This window comes from Nonomuraea wenchangensis, assembly GCF_900111685.1.
In the GTDB taxonomy this organism is placed as follows: domain Bacteria; phylum Actinomycetota; class Actinomycetes; order Streptosporangiales; family Streptosporangiaceae; genus Nonomuraea; species Nonomuraea wenchangensis.
In genome coordinates this window covers 629,619-650,577 of sequence record NZ_FOHX01000004.1, presented here as the reverse complement: position 1 = coordinate 650,577, position 20,959 = coordinate 629,619, and the positions used below count along the sequence as shown (strand labels likewise).

Below are 20,959 nucleotides of genomic sequence, written 5' to 3'. Positions count from 1 at the left end.
CCGGCTCAGAACGTGAAGGCGGGGCGGTCGTTGAGTATCCGCTGGAACAGCCGGTGGTCCTGCCAGCGGCCGTCGATCTCCAGGTAGCGGGGCGCGGTGCCGAACTGCTCGAAACCGGCCTTGCGGAGCACGCTCTGCGAGGCCGCGTTGTCGAGCAGGGTCGCCGCCGCGATCCGGTGCAGGCCGAGCACCTGGTCGGCCAGCCGGCACACCTCCAGCACGGCCGTGGTGGTCAGGCCGCGGCCGGTGTAGCGGGCGTCGGTCCAGTAGCCGAGGTCGGCGTTGAGCCACGGGCCGCGGACGACGTTGTTGAGCGTCATGGCGCCCACGATCTCGTCGCCGTCCGCCAGCACCCAGGGCACGGTCCGGCCCTCGGCCCGCTGCCGCAGCAGGTCCTTCAGCCGGAGCGACTGGCCGGGGAGGGTGTAGAACTCGGCGGGGCGCCGCGGCTCCCAGCGGCGCAGGTGGTCGCGGTTGCGGATGTAGGCACGGAGCAGGGCCTCGTCGTCCTGCTCGGTGAGCGGGCGCAGGACGACGCCGTCGGGGAGTGCTACCGTCTCGATCACTCCCCCACCCTACGACCGACGGCCCCGGCGACTCCCGCGAGGCCGACCTGGAGGGCGAGCGTCCTAGGCGGCGCGACCGACGGCCCCGGCGACTCCCATTACGGCGAGCGGCCTAGGCGGTGCGGCCGATGGCCTCCGTGATGCTCTTCATGCCGTGGCGGCGGACCCGGCGGGCGAGTTGCCGATGGATGCCGGCCGCCCACAGCGGGCCGCCGTAGATCCAGCCGGTGTAGCCCTGCACCAGGGTCGCGCCGGCGAGCACGCGCTCCCAGACGTCGTCGGCGTCCTCGACGCCGCCCACCGACACCAGCACGAGCCGGTCGCCGACGCGGGCGCGCAGCCGGCGCAGCACCTCCAGCGAGCGCTCCTTCAGCGGACGGCCGGACAGCCCGCCGGTCTCGCCGCCGTGCCTGATCGTGGTGTTGGTCGCGACGATGCCGTCCAGGCCCAGCTCCAGGGCCAGGTCGGCGACCGCGTCGACGTCCTCGTCGGCGAGGTCGGGCGCGATCTTGACCAGCAGCGGCGTGCGGCGCGGCGTGGCGTCGGCGACCTCCTTGACCGCCGTGAGCAGCGGGCGCAGCAGCTCGACCGCCTGCAGGTCGCGCAGCCCCGGGGTGTTGGGCGAGCTGACGTTGACCACCAGGTAGTCGGCCAGCGGCGCCAGCTTCTTCGCGCCGGCGACGTAGTCGGCGACGGCCCCGGACTCGGGGACGACTTTGGTCTTGCCGATGTTCACCCCGACCACGACCGGCACGCCGCGCGGGCGGCGCAGCCGGCGGGCGGCGGCCGCGGCGCCGTCGTTGTTGAAGCCCATCCGGTTGATCACCGCGTGCTGCGGCACCAGCCGGAACAGCCGCGGGCGCGGGTTGCCCGGCTGGGCGTGCGCGGTGATGGTGCCGACCTCGACGTGGCCGAAGCCGAGCGCCGCGACGGCCTCCGCGCAGGCGGCGTCCTTGTCGAAGCCCGCGGCCAGCCCCAGCGGGCCGGGGAAGTGCACGCCGAACGCGGTGATCCGCAGGACCGGGTCGTGCGGCGCGAACGCCCGGTGCAGGAGCCGCTTGAGCAGCGGCAGGCGGGCGAGGAGCGCGAGGGCGCTCACGGTCAGACGGTGCACGGCCTCGGCGTCGAAACGCCGCAAGACCTGCGTGAACACGAGGCGATACATCACGGGTCAGGCTACCAACCCGGCCTCGTGGGCGATGATCGCGGCCTGTACGCGGTTGCGTACGTCGAGCCGGGTCAGGATGGCGCTCACGTACGCCTTGACCGTGCCCTCGACGATGTGGAGCCTGCCCGCGATCTCCGCGTTGGACAGTCCCGCCCCGACCAGGGCCAGCACCTCCCGCTCGCGCTCGGTCAGCGCCTCGATGCGGTCGCGCGCCCGCGCGCCGCGCGCCATGCGCCCGCCTGACAGCTGCGCGATGACCCGCTGGGCGACTCGGGGCGCCAGGTAGGCGGCGCCCTCGGCCACGGCGTGGATCCCGGCGATCAGCTCGCGCGGGTCGCCCGACTTCAGCAGGAACCCGGCCGCGCCGACGTCGAGCGCCTTGGCGATGTAGTCGTCCTCGCCGAACGTGGTCAGCATCACCACGGCGGTGCCCGGCGCGGCCCTGCGGATCTCGGCGGCGGCGGCCAGCCCGTCGAGCAGGGGCATGCGGATGTCGAGCAGCGCGACGTCCGGGTGGTGACTGATGGCCAGGTCGACGGCCTGCCGCCCGTCGCCCGCCTCGGCCACCACGTCGAGCTCGGGGTCGGAGGCGAGGATGGCGCGCACCCCGGCGCGCATCATGGCCTCGTCGTCGGCGAGGAGAATGCGGATCACGCCTTCTATAGTGGCGCGTATGGCGCAGGTGAAGGTGTACGGACGCAGGGACGTGTGGGCCGGGCGGCAGCGGGAGGTCTCCGACCTGTTGCAGGAGTGCCTGGTGAGCGCGTGGGGCCTGCCGGAGGACAAGCGGTTCCACCGTTTCCTGCTGCTCGACCCCGACGACTTCGTCTGCCCTCAGCGCAGCGAGCGCTACCTCATCGTGGAGGTCGTCTGCTTCACCGGCCGCAGCGACCACGCCAAGCGGGCGCTCATCCGGGAGCTCTACGCCCGCTGGCCGCACGACCCCGAGGACATCGAGCTGACGATCATCGAGATGCCGCAAGTCAACTGGGGGATTCGCGGGGTGCCCGCCGATGAGCTGAGCCTTCCTTACCAGGTGGAGGTCTAGCGTCAGGGGTGGTTCCGGGCGAGCGGTATGGTCCGACTCATGAGCACTCACTATGACGTCGTCGTTCTCGGCGCGGGTCCGGGAGGATACACGGCCGCGGTCCGCGCCGCCCAGCTCGGGCTGCGCACCGCGGTCGTCGAGGAGAAATACTGGGGAGGCGTCTGCCTGAACGTGGGCTGCATCCCGTCGAAGGCGCTGCTGCGCAACGCCGAGCTGGCCCACATCTTCACCAAAGAGGCCAAGACCTTCGGCATCAGCGGCGAGGTCACCTTCGACTACGGCGCGGCCTTCCAGCGCAGCCGCAAGGTGGCCGACGGCCGGGTCAAGGGCGTTCACTACCTGATGAAGAAGAACGCCATCACCGAGTACGACGGCCGGGGCACCTTCCTCGACGCCAACACGCTCCAGGTGAACGGCGAGACCATCACCTTCTCCCACTGCATCATCGCGGCCGGGGCCACCACCAGGCTGATCCCGGGCACGCAGTTGTCGGAGCGGGTGGTGACGTACGAGGAGCAGATCCTCACCGAGGAGTTGCCGGGCAGCGTCATCATCGCGGGCGCCGGCGCCATCGGCGTGGAGTTCGCGTACGTGATGCACAACTACGGCGTCAAGGTGACGATCGTCGAGTTCCTCGACCGCGTCGTGCCGCTGGAGGACGAGGAGGTCTCGGCCGAGCTGGCCAAGCGCTACAAGCGGCTCGGCATCGAGGTGCTGACCTCGACCCGCGTGGACGGCATCGAGGACACCGGCTCCTCCGTCAAGGTCACCGTCACCAAGGACGGCCGGCAGCAGGTGCTGGAGGCCGACAAGGTCCTGCAGGCGATCGGCTTCCAGCCGCGCGTCGACGGCTACGGCCTGGAGAAGACCGGCGTGGCCCTGACCGACCGGGGCGCGATCGCCGTGGACGGCCGCTGCCGTACGAACGTGCCGCACATCTTCGCCATCGGCGACGTCACGGCCAAGCTGATGCTGGCGCACGCCGCCGAGTCCATGGGCATCATCGCGGCCGAGACGATCGGCGGGGCCGAGACCATGGAGCTCGACTACGTCATGATCCCGCGGGCGACCTACTGCCAGCCTCAGGTGGCGAGCTTCGGCTACACCGAGGCGCAGGCGCGCGACCTGGGCTACGACGTGAAGGTGGCGAAGTTCCCGTTCACGGCGAACGGCAAGGCGCACGGCCTCGGCGACAGCGCCGGCTTCGTCAAGATCATCAGCGATGACACGCACGGCGAGCTGCTGGGCGCCCACCTGATCGGCCCCGAGGTCACCGAGCTGCTGCCGGAGCTGACGCTGGCCCAGCAGTGGGACCTGACCGTGCACGAGGTCGCGCGCAACGTGCACGCGCACCCGACGCTCGGCGAGGCGGTCAAGGAGGCCATCCACGGGCTCGCGGGGCACATGATCAACATGTGATCGCGGCGACGGAGGTCGTACGCGCGCAACGTGACCCAGATGCCCGCCATCGGGTCACGTTGCCTCGGCGCATCAGGGGCGCATCGCCTCGCGGGCCTCGCGGCTGACCTTGTAAGCGTCCGCCACCGGACCCAGGTGCCGTAGCTTGTCCGGGTTCGCGACCGCGCGGATCGTCGCGATCCTGCCGTCGCGGATGTCCAGCGACACCGTGTTGAGCACCTTGCCCTCCGCGTCGCGGAAGACGGCCCCCGGCTCGCCGTTCACCTCGCGCGGCTCGATCGAGCCGCCGATCGCGAGGAGCGAGGGGACCAGCCGGGCGAACACCCGGGCGACGTTGTCCGCGCCGACGAGGACGCGGGCGATCGCCGGCGCCTTGCCGCCGCCGTCGCCGACCGTCCGCACGTCGGCGGCGAGCACCTCGCGCAGCGCCTCGACGTCGCCGCCGCGGATCGCGTCGAAGAAGCGCCCGGCGAGCTCCGCGCGCTCCCTCCGGTCTGCCGCGAACCGGGGACGGCCCTCGTGCATGTGCCGGCGGGCCCGTACGGCGAGCTGGCGGCAGGCCGCCTCCGACCGGCCCACCGCCGCCGCGATCTCGGGGAACTCGAAGCCGAACACGTCACGCAGCACGAAGACCGCCCGCTCGGGCGGGCTCAGCCGTTCGAGCATCAGCAGCGCCGTCGTGGAGACCGACTCGGCCAGCTCCGCCGAACGCTCAGGATCCTGGTAGGGATCCTCGAGCAGCGGCTCGGGCAGCCACTCCCCGACGTACGACTCCCGCCGCACCCGGGCCGAGCGGAGCTGGTCGATCGCCACCCGGGTGACCACGGTCGACAGGTACGCCTTGACCGAGTCGGGCTCGGTGCCGGCGTCGGCGTACCGCAGCCAGGTCTCCTGGACCGCGTCCTCGGCGTCGTCCACGCTGCCGAGCAGCCGGTAGGCGATCGAGAACAGCAGTGGACGGAACTGCTCGAAGCCCTGGACCCTGCTCACCATCCGATGGGGCCGAGGCGGTCGATGAAGATCCCGCTCGGCCCGTCCTCCCCCAGCGTCGCGAGCTCGATGATCGGGTCGCTGCCCTCGGTGACGGTGAGCTGGCCGGTGTGGTGGTTCATGTCGGTGGCGGTGAACTTGTGGTTCACGACCTCCCCCGGGGTGAGGGCGTTGACCTTGACGTGCGGGAGCGCCTGGGCGTACCGGACGGTGATCATGTTGAGTGCCGCCTTCGACGAGCTGTAGGCGAGCTCGTGCATCTTCGTGACCTGCTGGGTGGGGTCGGCCATGACCGCGAAGGAGCCGCCACCGCTGGAGACCATCACCACGCGCGGGTTGTCCGCCGCCTGGAGCAGGGGCAGGAACGCGTTCGTGACCCGGATCGGCCCGTAGACGTTGGTGTCGTAGACGGCGTGCACCTCCTCTGCGGTCGCCTGCGCGGGCGGGGTGACGTTGCCGGCCGCGCCGGCGTTGTTGACCAGCACGTCCAGGCGGTCGGTGTGCTCGCGGACGAGCCGGACGGCCGCGGCCACGGACGCGTCCGAGGTGACGTCGAGCGGGACCATGACCACGTCGGCGCCGGCCGCGGCGAGCTTGTCGGCCGCCGCCCGCCCGCGGGCCTCGTCGCGCGAGCCGAGGAACACCTTCCACCCTTCCGCGCCGAGCCGCCGGGCGGTCTCCAGGCCGAGTCCCTTGTTGGCGCCGGTGATGAGCACTGAAGTCTTTTCTGCGTTCGTCATGCCCTCTGAGACGAGATGACCTTTCCGCCAGTGACATGGTGTGAGCCGGTTCACAGGCCACTCTAGCGTCAACACCGGGTTGACGCTCACCTTGCGTCAACCTAAGGTTGACGCATGGAAGGAACCGTACGACTCGACGACCTCATCTCCGTGATCAGGAAACGGCACCCCGACGGGGACCCGCTGGGCGAGCTGACCGACGCCGTCGCGCTCGGCGAGCACATGGGCGAGGTGGCCGACCACCTCATCGGGCACTTCGTGGACCAGGCCAGGCGCTCGGGCGCGTCCTGGACGGACATCGGGCGCAGCATGGGCGTCACCAAGCAGGCCGCGCAGAAACGGTTCGTGCCCAAGGAGGGCGGGCCGTCGATGGCCGGCGACCTGCGTGTCTTCGCCCGCTACACCGATCGGGCGCGGGCCGTCGTGGTGAAGGCGCAGCGCGCCGCGCTGAGCGGCGGGCACCGCCACATCGAGCCCGGCCACCTGGTGCTCGGCCTGGCCGCCGAGCCCGAAGGGCTCGGGGCGAGGACGATGGCCGCGCTCGGCGCCTCGCCCGAGGCGGTCAGGGACGCCGCGACCCGCGTGCTCGGGCCCGGCACCGAGCCGGCCGGGCCCCGGGAGGTGCCGTTCGCCGCGCAGAGCAGGAAGGCGCTGGAGCTGACCCTGCGGGAAGGGCTGCGGCTGGGGCACGAGCACCTGGGCACCGAGCACCTGCTGCTGGGGGTGCTGGGGCTGGAGGACGGGCCGCTGACGCGGGCGCTGGCGGACCTCGGCGTCACCAAGGAGGCCGCGGAGCGCGAGATCGCCGCGGCGCCTCACGGCGACCCCGCGCACCACGGCGACCCGGCGCACCACGGCGACCCCGCGCCCTGACCTCCGGAAGCGGGCGGGAATGTCATCGCCGGTTGCTAGCGTGCCGGACATGCTGGAGATCGGCGATGTGGTGGCCGTCCCACTGCCGCTGGGCGGCTACGGCGCCTGTCAGGTGACCGCGGCGGGCGAGCACCTGACGGTGTGCGTGCTCGACTGGCGCTCCGACGCGGTGCCCACGCTCGACGACCTGCGCTCGGCCGGGCCGCTCCGCGTCGACCACCACTCCTGGTCCGGCGACCCCGAGGTGGTCAACGTCCCCGCCGCCGAGCACCTGCCCGCCGACGCCGTGCACCTCGGCCGCCTTCCGGTCCGGTCCGAGCTGCCGGAGACGTCCGCCGCGTACGGCTCCTGGTCGGGCATGGGGCTGCAGGTGGTGCTGCAACGGCGCTGGGAGCTGGAGGTGCCCGGCGCGGTCAGGGAGGCGTACGCACGGGCCGGGCACGGCAGGGTCCAGGTCGACCTGGGGCGCGGGGCGATGACCAGGCCGGCCGCCCTGTCCGCGCTCGACCTGCGTGACCACGCGGGAGACGTGCGTTGGGCGGGGCTGGACGCGCTGCCCCGCCTGACGCAGCTCACCTGGCGCGGCCCGGAGCGCGGCCTGGTGGCGGCGCTGGAGGCCAGGCCGCTGATCACCGCCCTGCGCTGGGAGGATCCGCCCGAGGGCGTCGACCTGAGCCGGACCGGCCTCCACGGGCTGGCCCTCGTGGGCGCGGGGCCGCGCCGGGTGGCTCTGCCGCCGGGGCTGATGGCGCTCTGGCTGGAAGGCGAGCCTCCTGAGGCGGTGGAGGCGGCCGCCGAGGGCCGGTGGATCAGGCTCACCACCCGCTCGGGGGTGCCGCGGGGGTTGCGCGGCGTTCGCGAGCTGACGGTGGAGGCGTCGGGCGACGTCACCGGCGCGTCCTTGGGCGACCTGGAGTGGCTTGAGCGGTTGTCCGTCCGGTGGGGCCGGCCGCACGGCGGCCTGGCCGGGCTCGACGCCCATCCCCGGCTGCACACGCTGGAGCTGGCCGACGCCTACGGGGTCGAGGCGTCGATGCTGCCCGCACCCGGCGGGCCGCTGCGGCTCCTGCGCGTCGACGGGTTCAGGAGCAGCCGGGCCGGCGCCGTCCGGCAGCGCTACGAGGACGCCGGCGTGTTCGTCGAGATCCGGGGCGCCAAGCCGGACCGCTGGCTCGCGACCAACCTGGACAACCCGCTCCGCGACTGGGTGGACGACCACAAGCGGGCCGGCGAGGCCGCCTGCCGGGCCTACGCGGCGGCGTCCCGCGCGATCGCGGCCCTGGACGTCGGCGATCCGGGGGCGGTGGCCGACGCGCGCCCGATCCTGCGGAGCTTCGTCGAGACGCTCAATGGCATCGAGGAGCGCTACGAGATCATCGACACCCTGCGACGGGAGGAGGCGGGCGAGGTGTTCTTCGTGCTGGCGGAGCGGGCCGGGGTCCCGCCGTCGGAGGCGGAGGCGTGGTTCGGGGACTGGCGCGAGTTCTGACAGTAGTTGAGCCGACAATTGTTCTACGTGCCGACAATCACATTTTCATCTAATCTTCAGATTCTCCACAGGCTCCTTTGACCGTCCGAGGCCAGGGTCCTGACTATGACCTCAACCGCGGAGAGGGCGGCGCACCGCCGCCGGTTCGCTCAAGCAGGCCCGATCTCGCTGCGCCTCGGTCTTCTGGCGCTGGTCGCGATCGGCATCGTGGGAGCCGCGTCCGAGCTGGCCTTCGAACGCCACTGGCGCTCCCCCGTCCAGCTCATCCCCTGGGTCGCGCTGGCCCTTCTCGCGGTCGCGCTGGTGCTGCTCGCCCTGAGCGAGTCCCCGCGGGCGGTCACCGCGGTGCGGGTGCTCGCCGGGGTGGTGCTGCTCGCCTCGGCGTACGGCGTGTTCATGCACGTGTCGGTCAACCACGGCATGGGCGCGACGTCCGCCGGGTGGGACACGCTCTCGCCGCTCTCCCAGTGGTGGTACGCGCTCACCAAGACGGTCGGCACGGCCCCGCCGCTCGCGCCCGGCATGCTCGCCCAGAGCTCGCTGCTGCTCCTGCTGGCCAGCCTGACCACGAGGAAGAAGAGCCCGGTCTCCTGACCTTCTGGGACCGGCGGCGAACTTCTGATCCGTGATCAGCGTCACATGGTGCAACAAGCGCATATGTGAGGCTGGTGAGATAAGTGACATTAGGTCGCATCTTCATCGCGGTAGCCGCTGCGGCGGCCCTCGCGCTCGGCACCGACGTGGCCGCCACCGCCGCGTCCTCGGCTGCGGCCGAACCCCGGCAACCGGTCGCCGAGACCCGGGTCACCCCGGGAGCGTACGAGAGCGCCACCGACGAGCCGTCGTGCGTACGGATCAGGGGCGCGAAGGCGTGCGTCGGCCCGGACGGCAGCGACCGGCCGGGCATCACCGTCGAGGACACCGCCGGCGACCGGCTGCACGCCGCCGTCGAGTACTACCAGCACGGCTACCTCGGCACCCAGTACGTCATCCACAATCTCGCGGGCAAGGGCCAGGTGCGCGGCAACCGGGAGATCGGCAAGGTCGTCACCTTCCGGGTCGCGCTCTACCGTGGCGACCGCCTGGTCAAGCACGGCCGCTGGAAGACCGTGCAGAATATCGCCAAATATCCAATTAAGCGGGACACCCGGATCACCCCGGCCACCGCCCGCGCCCGCGCCAAGCTCTGCACCACCACCCGCGGCGCCGCCATGACCTGCTTCGCCGAGCGCGGGTCCGCGTACGTGCTCGCCTGTGACGTACGGGCCGACAAGTACCAGGCCCGCGCCGAGTACTTCGTGGGCGGCGACCCGACGGCCCGCTTCGAGATCCGCCAGCTCGCGGGCACCGATACGTGCGGCAAGGCCGAGCACGGCGAGCTCGCCATCAGCATGTACCGGGCCGCCGTCTTCAACGGCGGCCACCGGGTCGCCGACCAGCTCTACAGGTACAACTGAGCCCCGCGGGGAGCGGCTAGGCGGGCTCGCGGTGGACCAGCAGGTAGCGCCAGAACAGCAGCCGCCTGATCCGCGCCCCGGGCAGCAGCCCGGCCGCCTCCCCCCGGATCTCCGCCAGCGACATCTCCGGCTGCCGCACCGGAGCCCGCACACCGGACTCGCCTCCGCGCTCGCGCACCGTCACGGCGGCCCGCGCCACCGCGTTCACCGGGACGGCGGCCAGGCTCCACGCGAGGTCCGCCGCCGACGTCTCCCGGTAGCAGCCCAGGACGGCGAGGACGCCGCCGGGCGCCAGCGCGCGCCGCAGCCGGGAGACCGTCGCGAACGGCACGTGATGGATGCTCGCCAGGCACGAGACGAAGTCGTAGTGCCCCTCGGGCAGCTCCATGTCCGTGATGTCCGCGTGCAGGAACCGGGGCCCGCCGCCGGCCGCCCGCGCCGCCTCGATCACCTCCGCCGCCGGGTCCACGGCGTCGACCTCGATGCCGCGCGCCGCCAGCCGCCGGGCGAACCGCCCGGCGCCGCAGCCGACGTCGAGCGCCCGCGCGCAGCCCGGCGGCACCCGACGCAGCAACGTCCGGTGATAGTGATCGTTGTGGTCGAAGGGCATGAACGTGATCGTAGGGGGGCCGTGAAAGTTTCACGTCCGGTTGACCGGGCCGGACGCCGCGCCACATGATCCTCATGCCTCCTGGTCAGGAGGGGGCGTCGAGTGATGACCGCTATCCGTGGCGAGGTGCTTCGATGCCGAGATCCCTGTTACCGGCCGCGTCCGCAGTCCTGCTGGCGCTGACCGTGCTCAACGCGCCCCCCGCGCGGGCCGAACCGTCCGCGACCGCCGCCGATCCGTCCCCCGTCGCCGTGACCGTCAACGCGCGGGCCGCCCTCGCCACCGTCCCCGAGACCGGCATCGGCACCAACCACGCGATCTGGGACTCGAACCTGGGCACCGACGCCACCGCCGACACGCTGAAGGCCGCGGGCGTGAAGCTGCTGCGCTACCCCGGCGGCTCCTACTCCGACATCTACCACTGGGAGACGCACACCGCCCCCGGCGGGTACGTCGCCCCGAACACCGACTTCGACACGTTCATGCGCGGCGTGCGCCGCACCGGCGCGCAGGCGATGGTGACCGCCAACTACGGCACCGGCACCGCCGCCGAGGCCGCCGCCTGGGTCCGCCAGGCCAACGTCACCAAGGGCTACGGCATCAAGTACTGGGAGATCGGCAACGAGAACTACGGCAACGGCCACTACGGCAGCGCCTGGGAGGCCGACGACCACGCCGACAAGAGCCCGGCCGAGTACGCCCGCCACGTCGTCGCCTACGCCGACGCGATGAAGGCCGTCGACCCCACCATCAAGATCGGCGCCGTGCTGACCACCCCCGCGAACTGGCCCGACGCCATCGTGGGCGAGGGCGACGACGGGAGCTGGAACAAGGTCGTCCTGTCCGCCGCCGGCTCCAAGATCGACTTCGTCATCCTGCACTGGTATCCGGGCGCGCTCGACCGAGCGGGCCACGTTCCCGACATGATCCGGCTCACCCGCGAGCAGCTCGCCAAGTACGCCGGAGCGGGCGCCGACCGGATCGGCATCGCGATGACCGAGTTCAACACCGGCACCAGCAGCAACGGCACCAACACCCAGCCCGGCGCGCTGGCCGCCGCCGACGCCTACGCCACGCTGCTGGCGAACGGCGTGTTCACGGTCGACTGGTGGAACGTCCACAACGGCATCGGCACGGTCACCGAGGTCGAGGGCCACACCGACTACGGCGACTTCGGCCTGCTGTCGAGCGGCACGTGCACCGCCGACGGCTCGGTGTGCGAGCCGGCGCTGAACACCCCGTTCGCGCCCTACTACGCGCTGCAGATGGTGAGCAAGTTCGCCCGGCCAGGCGACCAGTTCGTCAGGGCGGCCACCGACCAGCCGAAGGTCACCGCGCACGCCGCCCGACGCCCCAACGGCGACCTCGCGGTCATGCTCGTCAACGCCTCGTCGGACACCTCGTACCCGGTCACGATCGGCTACGCGGGCTACCGCCCGGCCTCCGGCGCGCCGACCGTGCTGACGCACACCAACGGCGCGACCGCCATCACCACCGCCACGTCGGGGACGGCGACGGCACAGACCCTGCCGCCGCTCTCCCTCACCACGCTCGTGCTGCGCCCGGCCACCTCGCAGGCGGGCCTCCCCGGCGCGCCAGGCCGGCCCAAGGCCACGAACGTCACGGACCAGGCCGCGACGATCACCTGGCCCGCCGCCTCCCCCGGGACCCGCCCGATCGCCAAGTACGAGGTCCACCGCCAGAACGGCGCCATCACCGAGCAGCTCGGCGAGACGCCCGGCACCTCGTTCACCGTCGGCAACCTCACCCCCGGCACCCGCTACACGGTCAACGTGATCGCCCGCGACACCGGCGGCGGCCTGTCCTGGTCCTCGCCGCCGCTGACGTTCACCACCGGGACGCCCGCGACCAGCTCCTGCTCGGTCCGCCTGACGAACCAGACCGACTGGGCGAGCGGATACGTCGGCAGCCTCGACATCACCAACCGCGGCGCCCAGCTCAACGGCTGGACGCTCAGCTTCGCCTGGCCCCGGCCGTGGCAGAGCCTCGGCAGCGGCTGGGGCGCCGGATGGACCGAGACCGGCTCGCAGGTCAAGGTCGTCAACGACCCGGCCAGCCCCACGCTCGCGACCGGCGCCACGGTCACGGTCGGGTACGTCGGCAACTACAGCGGCCCGAACGTCCTGCCAGCCGTCTTCACCCTGAACGGCACCGTCTGCCGCACCGAGTGACTCAGCCCAGGTAACGCCGGTCGTACGGCACCGCGTGCGCCGTACGGCCGGCGAACCCCGTGGTCGTCGTCGCCATGAACAGCGAGTTGAGCAGCGCCTCCTCGACCGCGTCCATGACGGCGGCGAACAAGGGGTCGAGCGCCGGGTCCGGCACCGCCGGGGCGCCGGGCGGCGCGGTGCTGAAGGCGATCGCGTAGTCGCCGCTCCCCTGCGCGTACGACGCCCCCACCCGTCCCATGGCGAAGACGGCCCGGCGGGCGAGCCGGCCGAGCCGGCGCGCGTCGAGCGGCGCGTCGGTCGCCACCACGATCATGCACGAGTTCCCCGGAGGCTCCGGCCGCCGGGCCCCGGGGACGACCTCCTCGACCGGCACGGGAACGCCCCGCACGGTCAGCAGGCCGCCGAAGTTGGCCTGCGCCAGCGCACCGACCGTCACCTCGCTCCCGCCCGTCCCCCCGCTCCCGCCTGCCGCCACGTTCCCGCCCACCGTCACGCGGCGCGAGGAGGTGCCGATGCCCGCCTTGAAGCCGAGCGCCGTCGTCCCGGTGCCCGCGCCCACGCACCCCTCCGCGGGCAGCCCGCCGGCCGCCCCTTCCAGCGCGTCGAGCACGTGCCGCTCGGTGATCGGCCGGCGCCGGATGTCGGACAGGAAGCCGTCGTTCGTCTCCCCCACCAGCGGGTTGAACGACACCCCGTCCGGGCGGCGGCCCATCAGGTAGGTCAGGACCGCGTCGGCCGCGCGGAACACCGACAGCGTGGCGGTCAGCACGACCGGCGACTCCAGCACGCCGAGCTCGTCCACCTGGGTGGAGCCGACCAGCTTGCCGTACCCGTTGCCGGTGTGGACCGCCGCCGGCAGCCCGCCCCCGGCCAGGGACTCGGGGACGATCGCGGTGACCCCGGTGTGCAGGTCCGCCCCGTCGTCCACGGTCGTGTGCCCCACCAGGACGCCAGGGACGTCGGTGATCGCGTTCAGCGGGCCGGTCGGCAGCGCGCCGACGACGACCCCGAGCGAGCGCGCCCGCACCCGCTCACCCCCGTGAGCATGCATGCGCCACATTCTGCTGGACGCGCGCTCAGCGGCCGTCGTCGAGGGTCAGCAGGCCGCGGCGGAAGGCGGTCGCGACGGCGGCGGCGCGGTCGTTGACGCCGAGCTTGGCGTAGATGTGCAGCACGTGGCTCTTGACCGTGGCCTCGCTGATGAACAGGCGGGCCGCCGCCTCCCGGTTCGTGGCGCCGTCCGCGATGAGCCGCAGGATCTCCAGCTCCCTGGCGCTCAGCGGGTCGGCGGGCGTACGCACCTGCCCGAGCAGGCGGGTGGCGACCGACGGCGACAGCACGGCCTCCCCGCGCGCCGCGGTGCGGACCGCCCGCGTCAGCTCGTCACGGCCGGTGTCCTTGAGCAGGTAGCCGGTCGCGCCGGCCTCGATGGCCGGCAGGACGTCCCGGTCGGTGTCGTACGTCGTGAGCACCAGCACCCGAGCCCCGATCCCCAGCTCGGCGAGCCGTTTGATGGCCGTGACGCCGTCCGTGCCCGGCATGCGCAGATCCATGAGGATCACGTCGGGGTCCAGCGCCCGCGCCAGCTCGACGGCCTGCGCGCCGTCCCCGGCCTCGCCGAGCACCTCGAAGCCGGGATCGCCGGCGAACATGCCGCGGATGCCGTCGCGGACGATGGGGTGGTCGTCGGCGATCAGCAGCCGGATCGGTCGCTCAGCCACGCGCCACCGCCGGCAGGCTGGCGGAGATCGCGGTGCCCGCGCCGCTCTCCGACTCGACCTCCAGCGTGCCGGCCAGCCGGTCCACGCGCTTGCGCATCGCGGTCAGCCCGAACGCGGTGAGCTGGGGGTCGAATCCGATGCCGTCGTCGCGTACGTCCAGGGTGACCACATCCTCCATGTACGACAGGGTGAGCCCGACCCGGGAGGCGTGCGCGTGCTTGGCGACGTTCGCCAGCGCCTCCTGGGCGGTGCGGAGCAGCGTCTCCTCGACCTCGGGGTGCAGGGGACGTTCCTGGCCGGTGACCGTGAACTCCGGCGTGAGCCCGTTGAGCTCGCCCCATCGAGCGGCGACGTCCCGCAGCGCCTCCGGCAGCGGCGCCGACTCCAGCGGGCCCGGCCCCATCGCGTGCACCGACCGCCGGGCCTCGGCCAGGCTTTCGCGGGCCAGCCGCAGCGCCAGATCGACGTTCCGGTGCCAGTCGTCGGCCTGCCCGGCCGCCTGGAGCTGGGTGATGATGCCGGTCAGCCCTTGGGCGAGGGTGTCGTGGATCTCGGCGGCCATGCGCCGGCGCTCGTCGAGCACGCCGGCCTCGCGGGCCTGGACGAGGAGCTGCGCGTGCAGGCCCGCGTTCTCCCGCATGGCCTCCTCGAGCTGGGCCACCATGCGCTTGCGCTCCGCGCTGCGCTCGTCGGTGATCTGGCCGACGAAGCTGAACAGCGCGACCCCGGCCACGATGACCCCGGTGAAGAACACGTACGTGAGGATCCCGAACGGCGTGGGCTCGGGCAGCCCGCCGCTGTAGGCGGCGACGCTGAACGCCGCCACCCCCGTCACACCGGCGAGGCGCCACATCCCGTTCAGGTAGCGCCAGGAGTGCAGATAGCCGACGAAGCCGAAGAAGCTCGCGAACCACAGGCTCTGGGTGCTCAGCACGCCGATCAGCAGGACGAGCCCCGCCACGTACACCGGGCCGCGCGGCACCAGCCAGACCCACCCGGCGGCCGACGCCGCCAGCCCGAGCGTGACCCACGACACCGTCCCGTCGCCGCCGGCCAGGGCGAGCACCACGGAGACCGCCAGCAGCACGTACGGCGCCGCCGCGAGCTGGCGCTCCAGCACGCGCTCCCACCGGTCGAGTCGGCTGGTCATACCTCACTCCCAGCGGAAGAACCTGGCCGCCACCGCGCTGACGACCAGGGCGTAGGCCGCCATCACCGCCAGCAGCAGGGGGTCGGGAGCGCCACCCGCCCAGACGTCCCGCAGACACTGCCCGAACGCGCCCATCGGGGTGTACTCCCCAACAAGAGCCACCATATCCGGCATCTGATCAGCGGGCTGCATGAGACCGGCGAGGTACGCCATCGGGAAGTACAGCAGCACCCCGATCCCGTTCGCGGCCCTGCCGTTCGGCGCCAGGGCGGCGATGAGCAGCCCGACCGCGAACATGCTCGCCGTCCCCAGCAGGAACGTCAGCACGACCGACAGCGCCTGGTCCGGCAGGTGCGCGCCGAGCACGGTCCCCGCGACGGCCAGCAGCAGCCCGCAGGCCGTCACCGCGAGCACGAGCTGCAGCAGCAACTGCACCACCAGCAGCCGGCCCGGCCGCACCGGCGTCGCCGACATCCGCCGCAGGATGCCCCGCTCCCGGTAGGTGGCCAGCGTGGTCGGCACCATGTACAACCCCACGAGCCCCACCGCGATGGCCAGCGCCATCGGCAGCAGCACCCGGTCGCCCGGCTCGATCGAGCTGCCGAACACCACCAGGATGAACAGCGGGATGAGCAGCGAGAACACAGCGCCCGGATCGCGGGCGAGCAACTTGGTCTCGACGAAGGTGAGCTTCAACATGATCGCGTCCGTCCTAGGTGTTCGTCAGTTGTCGTCGAAGGGCCGGCCGGTCAACGCGGCGAACGCGTCGTCCAGCGTGCGCTTGTCGATCCGCAGATCGCTGACCAGCACCTGGTGCCGGGCCAGGTGCGCGGTGACCGCCGTCGCGAAGTCGCCGTGGCCCGTGACGACCACCCGCTCCCCCGTACGGGACACCCCCGTCACCCCCGGCAGCCCGGTCAGGTCCGGCGCCTCGCCCGCCTTCAGCGTGAAGCGCATCCGGTGCTCGCCCTCCAGCAGCCCCGACGGCGTGTCCAGCGCCACGATCCGGCCGCGGTCCAGCACCGCCACCCGGTCGCACAGCTCCTCGACCTCGTCCATGAAGTGGCTGACCAGCACGACGGTGACGCCGCTCGCGCGTACCTGCTTGATCAGCTCCCAGGTGGCCCGGCGGGCCTGCGGGTCCAGGCCGGTGGTCAGCTCGTCCAGGAACGCCACCCGCGGCTTGCCGACCAGCGCGAGCGCGATGAACAGCCGCTGCTTCTGCCCGCCGGACAACTTCCCGAACCGGGCGTTCCGCTTCTCGGCCAGCCCCCACTCCTCCAGCAGCGCCCGCCAGTCGCGCGGGTCGGCGTAGAAGGAGGCGTACAGGTCGAGGGCCTCCCACACCTTCAGGTTCTCCGGCAACTGGGTCTGCTGGAGCTGCACCCCGATCTGCTCACGCATGCGCCGCGCGTCACGGACCGGGTCCAGGCCGAGGACCCGTACCGTCCCGCTGTCGGGCCGCCGCAGCCCTTCGACGCACTCCACCGCGGTCGTCTTGCCGGCGCCGTTCGGCCCCAGCACCCCGAAGATCTCGCCCTCCTCCACGGAGAACGACACCCCGTCCAGAACCTTCAGCCCCGCGTAGCTCTTGCGCAGGTCGGTGACTTCGATGACTGCCATGACTCAAAGCATGCTGTTACCGGCCCCACCTCCGAATCGACCGCGCGGCCACGATCTCCCCCGCACCCTGCTGACCGAAAAATCCACCGAACGGTGGATACCGGAGCGCTCACCGCCGGGCCGGATAGACGAGGATGAGGTCCACGCCCTGCCGCGTGTACAGCCGCAGCCGGTAACGACCGGGGCCGCCACGCGCGAGATCGGGAAAGCGCACCCTGCTCGCCGAGAGCGTCTGCATCACCAGGCGGCCCGATCCGCTGACGATGTCCGCCTCGACCACCTTGTCCCAGCCTCGGCGTCTCAGCGGCGGCGGGGCCGAGCGCAGCGCCTTCGCCGTGACGCAGGTCGCCCAGTCCTGGGCGGGCGTGAAGACCAGGGCGAGCTGGCCGCTGACCGCCAACGACTCGGTCGAGTAGGCGTCCCAGATCCTCTCGGCGTCCCGCGAGGTGTCCGCCTCCGCGTCGTGGATGCCGTAGGGCCGGCCGTCCCAGTCGTAGTACGACGCCGTCGCCTGGAACCGGGTGCGCAGCGCCGGCCACGGATCGCGGCACCGGGCGTCCTCCTCGCGCGCCTCGCGCCTCAACTGCTCGCGCACCCGGCTCCTCTCCTCCGCCCGCTGCCGCTCCACCTGCGCGGACGACAACAGCAGCTCCGGATGTCTCCGCCCGATCACCTCCGGGCAGAGCAGCGCGAGCAGCGCGGGCCGCGCCCTGACCGGCTGCCCGCCCGCGAACCTGGCGCACGCGGCCTTCCCCTTGCCGATCAGCTCCTGGTCGGAGACCTCCCGGTCGGACTTGCTCACGCTGCACAGATAGGCCCGCTCACGCTCGTGAACGGGGATGTCCGCGACCCGCGGCGGCGCCCAGCTCAACCGGCAGTCCAAGCCTTGCTCGCCGCGCCAGGTGTAGGTGAGCCGTGGCGCGTACTCGGGCCCGACGACCATCAGCAGGGCCACGGCGCCCACGGCCGTGACCGCCGTGGGCACACGCAGCGGCGCCGCCCGCTGAGGCTCACGGTTGAGCTCGCGGGCCGTACGCGCCAGCCAGACGAGGTAGAGGACGTCCATCGCCTCGGCGATCGACTCGATCGTGCCGCTCTTCGTCAGAGCGTCCACCAGTTCCACCAGGAACGCGCTCGCGAACGTCCCCACCCCGACGAGCAGCGTCCCCCGGCTCCAACGCCCGTCGCGCCGCTGCGCGAGCAGAACCATCACCATCATGACGAACGCGGCCAGTCCCGTGACCATGATGCTCACCCGGTAGGCCGGAGTCACGAAGATCAGGGGCTGCGCGTCGTCGGCGAGCGCGTCCATGACCGCTCTGGCCGGCTCCGCCAGCCCGAACAGGAGCAGCGCCAGCCGGAAGAACCGCCCCGAGCCGGTGACCACCACCGTGAGCAGCACGAGCGCGGGCACCCAGAGCGCCAGGCTGATGACCGTCTCGACCAGGTCCGGCAGGTACGAGGGGATCAGCAGCCACACCACGTTCGCGTACAGCAGCACCCGCAACCACACGGCCGCCCTGCCCATGGGCATGCCCGCCGGCGCGGGCCTACGCAGGACCTCCCAGAACATCCACGCGTTCACCAGCCCGAGCAGCAGCAACCCGCCCAGCACCGGCAGCAGCGGCACCCCCTCGACGGCCTCGCCGGGCGGATACCACATGGTGACCAGCCACGCAGGCGTCGCGGACCCGATCACCAGGCTGAGGCCGACCGACCCGAGGGCGACGGCGAAGTAGGCGGAAGCCGCCAGACGGTGTAATCGCACGCATGATCGTAGTACGGCCGACGGCTGCGACTCCTGATGACGGACCGCAGAGGCGGATCGTCATCATGACGGGTGAAGCGCAGAGTCGTGCTGAAGCGCTTCTTCGCTTTTCCTAGTAGTGCCACTTCTCGCTATGGAGGTGCCTCGTAGGCTCCGGCTCCTCGCCCCGCAGCATCGCCGCGTGCCCTGACCTCAGCCATCGAGTCTCCCTAGCTGATCCGGAAGACAGGGAAGCCCGGAGCGACCGCCTGCACCTCTTCCTCGGACGCGTTCGCGTTGAGTCCCTCGAAGAACCGGCCGACCTCCCAACCCCAGCGCTTCAGATACGCCCGGAGAATGGCCGGCTTCTCGTCGTCGGACAGTTCGGTGGCGGTGAACGTCTCGACGCGGCGGCCCACGTGCAGCTCGCCGTTCCCGGCGGCACGCAGGTTGCGGACCCACTGGGTGACGCCTCGGGGTGCGACCAGGTAGCGGGAGCCGTTCAGGGTCAGCATGTTGACCGGCGTGGTGCGCCATTCGCCGCTGGTCCGGCCGCGTACGTACAGGATCCGGGAGCCCAAGAGGCTGATCCCGAGCCGGGTCAACCGGGCAACCATGCGGTTGAACAGGTGGTCCATGCGGGTCGGTTCGATGTAGCGGGACATGCCGGCTCCTCAGCAGAGAGTTCCGAGAGCACTGCTCTCGCTCAAGAACAAGCATGGCGCGAGAGTCGCTCACTGTCAAGAGCGGTGCTCTCTGTTTGGCGCGCTGCACTCACCCCGAGCCGGGCGACCCCCGAAAGCCCCAGCCCCGCAATGAGGTTCACCTGGTCAGGGTCGGCCTTTACCGCGACCGGTACAGCGAGCGTGAAGCCCTTCACACATATCCCCGGCCGCTCGGCCGTGAGAACGAAGGACTTACGCTCGCCGGTGTTCTTACGGCCTCATGCTTTACGTAGCGTCAGCAGATATTCGTGGCCTCGTAAACCGCGGTGGGGGTCGACTCGCTTCTCCGCGTCTCGCCCTGCCGGAGCAGCTTGCAGGTGCTGTCGGGCCCGTACTTCCACACGACCTTGACGTTGTAGTTCCAGGCGCAGTTGTTCTTCACCTTGACCCAGGGGTTCCCGGTTATGGTCCTGCCACTGTCGACCTTCACCATGCAGCTCGACGCCAGTGCGGTCTGCGCGTTCACGCTGCCCGCTCCGGAAACCAGCAGGAGTGCGGCGCCCGAGGCGGCGGCCAGTGCCTTGAAGCCTGCCTTCTTCATCGTACGTCCTTTCGACTTTTGATGATCATCTGCGGTTCCGGCCAAGGGTAGGGGAAGGCCTGGCGAACCGCTACAAGATCACTAAAAGCGCTGGGCCACCCCGTGGCCGGCCGAGTCAGGCCTGCGCGGCCACCCGGGCCCCGGCGGTCGTCTCCAGCGCGAACAGCCGTACGGACAGCGGGGCCAACGCGACACCCATCAGAGCGAACATCATGATCCCGGACACGGCGTCCGGCGCCGTGAAGTCGGCGGCCAGGGCCACCACCAGCGTCACCGCCGCCCACCACGGCGCCAGCCGCGTCCGCCAGAGGGCGACGGCGAGGACGAGGGTGCCCGCGACGGTCGTCAGCAGCACCGGGACGATGAGCACGACGAAGGGCGGTGCCTCGAACATCGCCGCGGCGATCTCGGCCGCACCTGCCCGGTCCTGGTGGTGGGCGAGCGCGTACTGGGCCATCACGTAGGCGACGGGACCGATGTGGAGCGCCCACCCCAGCGCCGCGAGGACCGCCCCGGCGACGCCGAGCCGCGAGCCCTGGTCACGGAAGAGCCCCGTGAGCGCGAACAGGCCACCGGCGAAACACAGGAACGAGATGACGAGCAGCACGTTCGCACCCGTCCAGCGGGCGGGCTCCGCCTCGATCAGGGCGAGCTGAGCGGTGGCGTCGGCGGACGCCGGCAGGAGGATCGTGCCGGCCAGGCCCGCGACGGCGGCGGTGAGCAGTGCGACGGCGGTACTTCGGCGTGACATGTGGACCTCCGGGAGAGCAGTGATTGGTGCCGCCGAGGCTAGGGACGGACGGCGGCGGAATCGTCGGAGGTCACGCCGAACCGCGTACGAGCCTGCTCGTACGCGGCTACCTCCCCGGGGCGATGCCGTACGGGCAGCGCGCGGCTATG

22 protein-coding genes are annotated in these 20,959 nt (G+C 71.9%); 7 read left to right on the top strand and 15 right to left on the bottom strand.

Features of this window, described 5'->3' with window-relative positions:
* Nucleotides 1-5: 5 nt before the first annotated feature.
* From BMW85_RS15565 to BMW85_RS15555, 3 genes are all read right to left on the bottom strand, one after another.
* A complete protein-coding gene (locus BMW85_RS15565; RefSeq protein WP_091081781.1) occupies nt 6-566 on the bottom strand; it encodes a GNAT family N-acetyltransferase in 561 nt (186 codons plus the stop codon).
* Nucleotides 567-678: 112 nt separating this feature from the next.
* Entirely contained in the window at nt 679-1,731 is a 1,053-nt protein-coding gene (locus tag BMW85_RS15560; protein ID WP_177240698.1) for a quinone-dependent dihydroorotate dehydrogenase, read from the bottom strand.
* Nucleotides 1,732-1,737: 6 nt separating this feature from the next.
* Complete coding sequence (locus BMW85_RS15555) at nt 1,738-2,388, bottom strand: response regulator (RefSeq protein WP_091081778.1); 651 nt, start codon at nt 2,386-2,388, stop codon at nt 1,738-1,740.
* Between the two features lie 19 nt (nt 2,389-2,407).
* Here BMW85_RS15555 and BMW85_RS15550 point away from each other — a divergent pair, with 19 nt between their 5' ends.
* Both BMW85_RS15550 and lpdA read left to right on the top strand, forming a co-directional pair.
* On the top strand, nt 2,408-2,782 hold the full coding sequence (locus BMW85_RS15550) for a tautomerase family protein (RefSeq protein WP_091081776.1): 375 nt from the start codon (nt 2,408-2,410) through the stop codon (nt 2,780-2,782).
* Nucleotides 2,783-2,821: 39 nt separating this feature from the next.
* A complete protein-coding gene (gene lpdA / locus BMW85_RS15545; protein WP_091081960.1) occupies nt 2,822-4,201 on the top strand; it encodes a dihydrolipoyl dehydrogenase in 1,380 nt (459 codons plus the stop codon).
* Nucleotides 4,202-4,273: 72 nt separating this feature from the next.
* Here the strand turns inward: lpdA and BMW85_RS15540 are convergent, their stop codons facing one another.
* Complete coding sequence (locus tag BMW85_RS15540; protein ID WP_091081958.1) at nt 4,274-5,191, bottom strand: RNA polymerase sigma-70 factor; 918 nt, start codon at nt 5,189-5,191, stop codon at nt 4,274-4,276.
* Complete coding sequence (locus BMW85_RS15535) at nt 5,188-5,931, bottom strand: SDR family NAD(P)-dependent oxidoreductase (protein ID WP_091081775.1); 744 nt, start codon at nt 5,929-5,931, stop codon at nt 5,188-5,190. The genes BMW85_RS15540 and BMW85_RS15535 overlap by 4 nt, the downstream gene beginning before the upstream one ends.
* A 114-nt stretch (nt 5,932-6,045) precedes the next feature.
* On the opposite strand from BMW85_RS15535, the gene BMW85_RS15530 reads away from it, so the two are divergent.
* The 4 genes from BMW85_RS15530 (at nt 6,046) to BMW85_RS15515 (ending at nt 9,750) form a co-directional block, all read left to right on the top strand.
* A complete protein-coding gene (locus tag BMW85_RS15530) occupies nt 6,046-6,804 on the top strand; it encodes a Clp protease N-terminal domain-containing protein (protein WP_091081774.1) in 759 nt (252 codons plus the stop codon).
* 49 nt (nt 6,805-6,853) lie between these two features.
* A complete protein-coding gene (locus BMW85_RS15525) occupies nt 6,854-8,293 on the top strand; it encodes a hypothetical protein (protein ID WP_091081957.1) in 1,440 nt (479 codons plus the stop codon).
* Between the two features lie 105 nt (nt 8,294-8,398).
* On the top strand, nt 8,399-8,887 hold the full coding sequence (locus BMW85_RS15520; protein WP_245774802.1) for a hypothetical protein: 489 nt from the start codon (nt 8,399-8,401) through the stop codon (nt 8,885-8,887).
* Between the two features lie 83 nt (nt 8,888-8,970).
* Nucleotides 8,971-9,750 (top strand): hypothetical protein, encoded by a 780-nt coding sequence (locus BMW85_RS15515; protein ID WP_091081772.1) that lies wholly within the window; start codon nt 8,971-8,973, stop codon nt 9,748-9,750.
* Nucleotides 9,751-9,766: 16 nt separating this feature from the next.
* On the opposite strand, the gene BMW85_RS15510 is transcribed toward BMW85_RS15515, so the two are convergent.
* Complete coding sequence (locus tag BMW85_RS15510; RefSeq protein ID WP_091081770.1) at nt 9,767-10,360, bottom strand: class I SAM-dependent methyltransferase; 594 nt, start codon at nt 10,358-10,360, stop codon at nt 9,767-9,769.
* Between the two features lie 134 nt (nt 10,361-10,494).
* On the opposite strand from BMW85_RS15510, the gene BMW85_RS15505 reads away from it, so the two are divergent.
* A complete protein-coding gene (locus BMW85_RS15505) occupies nt 10,495-12,552 on the top strand; it encodes a cellulose binding domain-containing protein (protein WP_091081768.1) in 2,058 nt (685 codons plus the stop codon).
* Nucleotide 12,553: 1 nt separating this feature from the next.
* On the opposite strand, the gene BMW85_RS15500 is transcribed toward BMW85_RS15505, so the two are convergent.
* From BMW85_RS15500 to BMW85_RS15460, 9 genes are all read right to left on the bottom strand, one after another.
* On the bottom strand, nt 12,554-13,603 hold the full coding sequence (locus tag BMW85_RS15500) for a P1 family peptidase (RefSeq protein ID WP_177240697.1): 1,050 nt from the start codon (nt 13,601-13,603) through the stop codon (nt 12,554-12,556).
* A gap of 25 nt (nt 13,604-13,628) precedes the next feature.
* On the bottom strand, nt 13,629-14,273 hold the full coding sequence (locus BMW85_RS15495; protein ID WP_020544254.1) for a response regulator: 645 nt from the start codon (nt 14,271-14,273) through the stop codon (nt 13,629-13,631).
* Nucleotides 14,266-15,423, bottom strand: a complete 1,158-nt coding sequence (locus tag BMW85_RS15490) for a sensor histidine kinase (protein ID WP_091081767.1) — start codon at nt 15,421-15,423, stop codon at nt 14,266-14,268. Before BMW85_RS15490 ends, BMW85_RS15495 begins: the two co-directional genes overlap by 8 nt.
* A gap of 3 nt (nt 15,424-15,426) precedes the next feature.
* Nucleotides 15,427-16,122 carry an ABC transporter permease gene (locus tag BMW85_RS15485; protein WP_091081765.1) on the bottom strand — a complete coding sequence of 232 codons (696 nt, stop codon included), beginning with the start codon at nt 16,120-16,122 and terminating at the stop codon, nt 15,427-15,429.
* 24 nt (nt 16,123-16,146) lie between these two features.
* A complete protein-coding gene (locus tag BMW85_RS15480) occupies nt 16,147-17,046 on the bottom strand; it encodes an ABC transporter ATP-binding protein (RefSeq protein ID WP_091081763.1) in 900 nt (299 codons plus the stop codon).
* A 109-nt stretch (nt 17,047-17,155) separates the two neighbouring features.
* Nucleotides 17,156-18,814, bottom strand: coding sequence for a hypothetical protein (locus tag BMW85_RS15475; RefSeq protein ID WP_091081762.1), 1,659 nt, complete (start codon nt 18,812-18,814; stop codon nt 17,156-17,158).
* A 209-nt stretch (nt 18,815-19,023) separates the two neighbouring features.
* On the bottom strand, nt 19,024-19,458 hold the full coding sequence (locus tag BMW85_RS15470) for a nitroreductase family deazaflavin-dependent oxidoreductase (protein ID WP_091081760.1): 435 nt from the start codon (nt 19,456-19,458) through the stop codon (nt 19,024-19,026).
* 295 nt (nt 19,459-19,753) lie between these two features.
* Complete coding sequence (locus BMW85_RS15465; RefSeq protein ID WP_091081759.1) at nt 19,754-20,059, bottom strand: alpha-amylase inhibitor; 306 nt, start codon at nt 20,057-20,059, stop codon at nt 19,754-19,756.
* Between the two features lie 115 nt (nt 20,060-20,174).
* Nucleotides 20,175-20,810 carry a hypothetical protein gene (locus tag BMW85_RS15460; protein WP_091081757.1) on the bottom strand — a complete coding sequence of 212 codons (636 nt, stop codon included), beginning with the start codon at nt 20,808-20,810 and terminating at the stop codon, nt 20,175-20,177.
* Nucleotides 20,811-20,959 lie beyond the last annotated feature (149 nt).

What these genes read in the sequence shown, in the direction of transcription:
- BMW85_RS15560 (WP_177240698.1), bottom strand. Translation starts at nt 1,731, where the DNA reads ATGTATCGCCTCGTGTTCACGCAGGTCTTGCGGCGTTTCGACGCCGAG.
- BMW85_RS15550 (WP_091081776.1), top strand. Translation starts at nt 2,408, where the DNA reads ATGGCGCAGGTGAAGGTGTACGGACGCAGGGACGTGTGGGCCGGGCGG.
- lpdA (WP_091081960.1), top strand. Translation starts at nt 2,822, where the DNA reads ATGAGCACTCACTATGACGTCGTCGTTCTCGGCGCGGGTCCGGGAGGA.
- BMW85_RS15535 (WP_091081775.1), bottom strand. Translation starts at nt 5,931, where the DNA reads ATGACGAACGCAGAAAAGACTTCAGTGCTCATCACCGGCGCCAACAAG.
- BMW85_RS15530 (WP_091081774.1), top strand. Translation starts at nt 6,046, where the DNA reads ATGGAAGGAACCGTACGACTCGACGACCTCATCTCCGTGATCAGGAAA.
- BMW85_RS15525 (WP_091081957.1), top strand. Translation starts at nt 6,854, where the DNA reads ATGCTGGAGATCGGCGATGTGGTGGCCGTCCCACTGCCGCTGGGCGGC.
- BMW85_RS15520 (WP_245774802.1), top strand. Translation starts at nt 8,399, where the DNA reads ATGACCTCAACCGCGGAGAGGGCGGCGCACCGCCGCCGGTTCGCTCAA.
- BMW85_RS15510 (WP_091081770.1), bottom strand. Translation starts at nt 10,360, where the DNA reads ATGCCCTTCGACCACAACGATCACTATCACCGGACGTTGCTGCGTCGG.
- BMW85_RS15505 (WP_091081768.1), top strand. Translation starts at nt 10,495, where the DNA reads ATGCCGAGATCCCTGTTACCGGCCGCGTCCGCAGTCCTGCTGGCGCTG.
- BMW85_RS15500 (WP_177240697.1), bottom strand. Translation starts at nt 13,603, where the DNA reads ATGCATGCTCACGGGGGTGAGCGGGTGCGGGCGCGCTCGCTCGGGGTC.
- BMW85_RS15490 (WP_091081767.1), bottom strand. Translation starts at nt 15,423, where the DNA reads ATGACCAGCCGACTCGACCGGTGGGAGCGCGTGCTGGAGCGCCAGCTC.
- BMW85_RS15485 (WP_091081765.1), bottom strand. Translation starts at nt 16,122, where the DNA reads ATGTTGAAGCTCACCTTCGTCGAGACCAAGTTGCTCGCCCGCGATCCG.
- BMW85_RS15480 (WP_091081763.1), bottom strand. Translation starts at nt 17,046, where the DNA reads ATGGCAGTCATCGAAGTCACCGACCTGCGCAAGAGCTACGCGGGGCTG.
- BMW85_RS15470 (WP_091081760.1), bottom strand. Translation starts at nt 19,458, where the DNA reads ATGTCCCGCTACATCGAACCGACCCGCATGGACCACCTGTTCAACCGC.
- BMW85_RS15465 (WP_091081759.1), bottom strand. Translation starts at nt 20,059, where the DNA reads ATGAAGAAGGCAGGCTTCAAGGCACTGGCCGCCGCCTCGGGCGCCGCA.
- BMW85_RS15460 (WP_091081757.1), bottom strand. Translation starts at nt 20,810, where the DNA reads ATGTCACGCCGAAGTACCGCCGTCGCACTGCTCACCGCCGCCGTCGCG.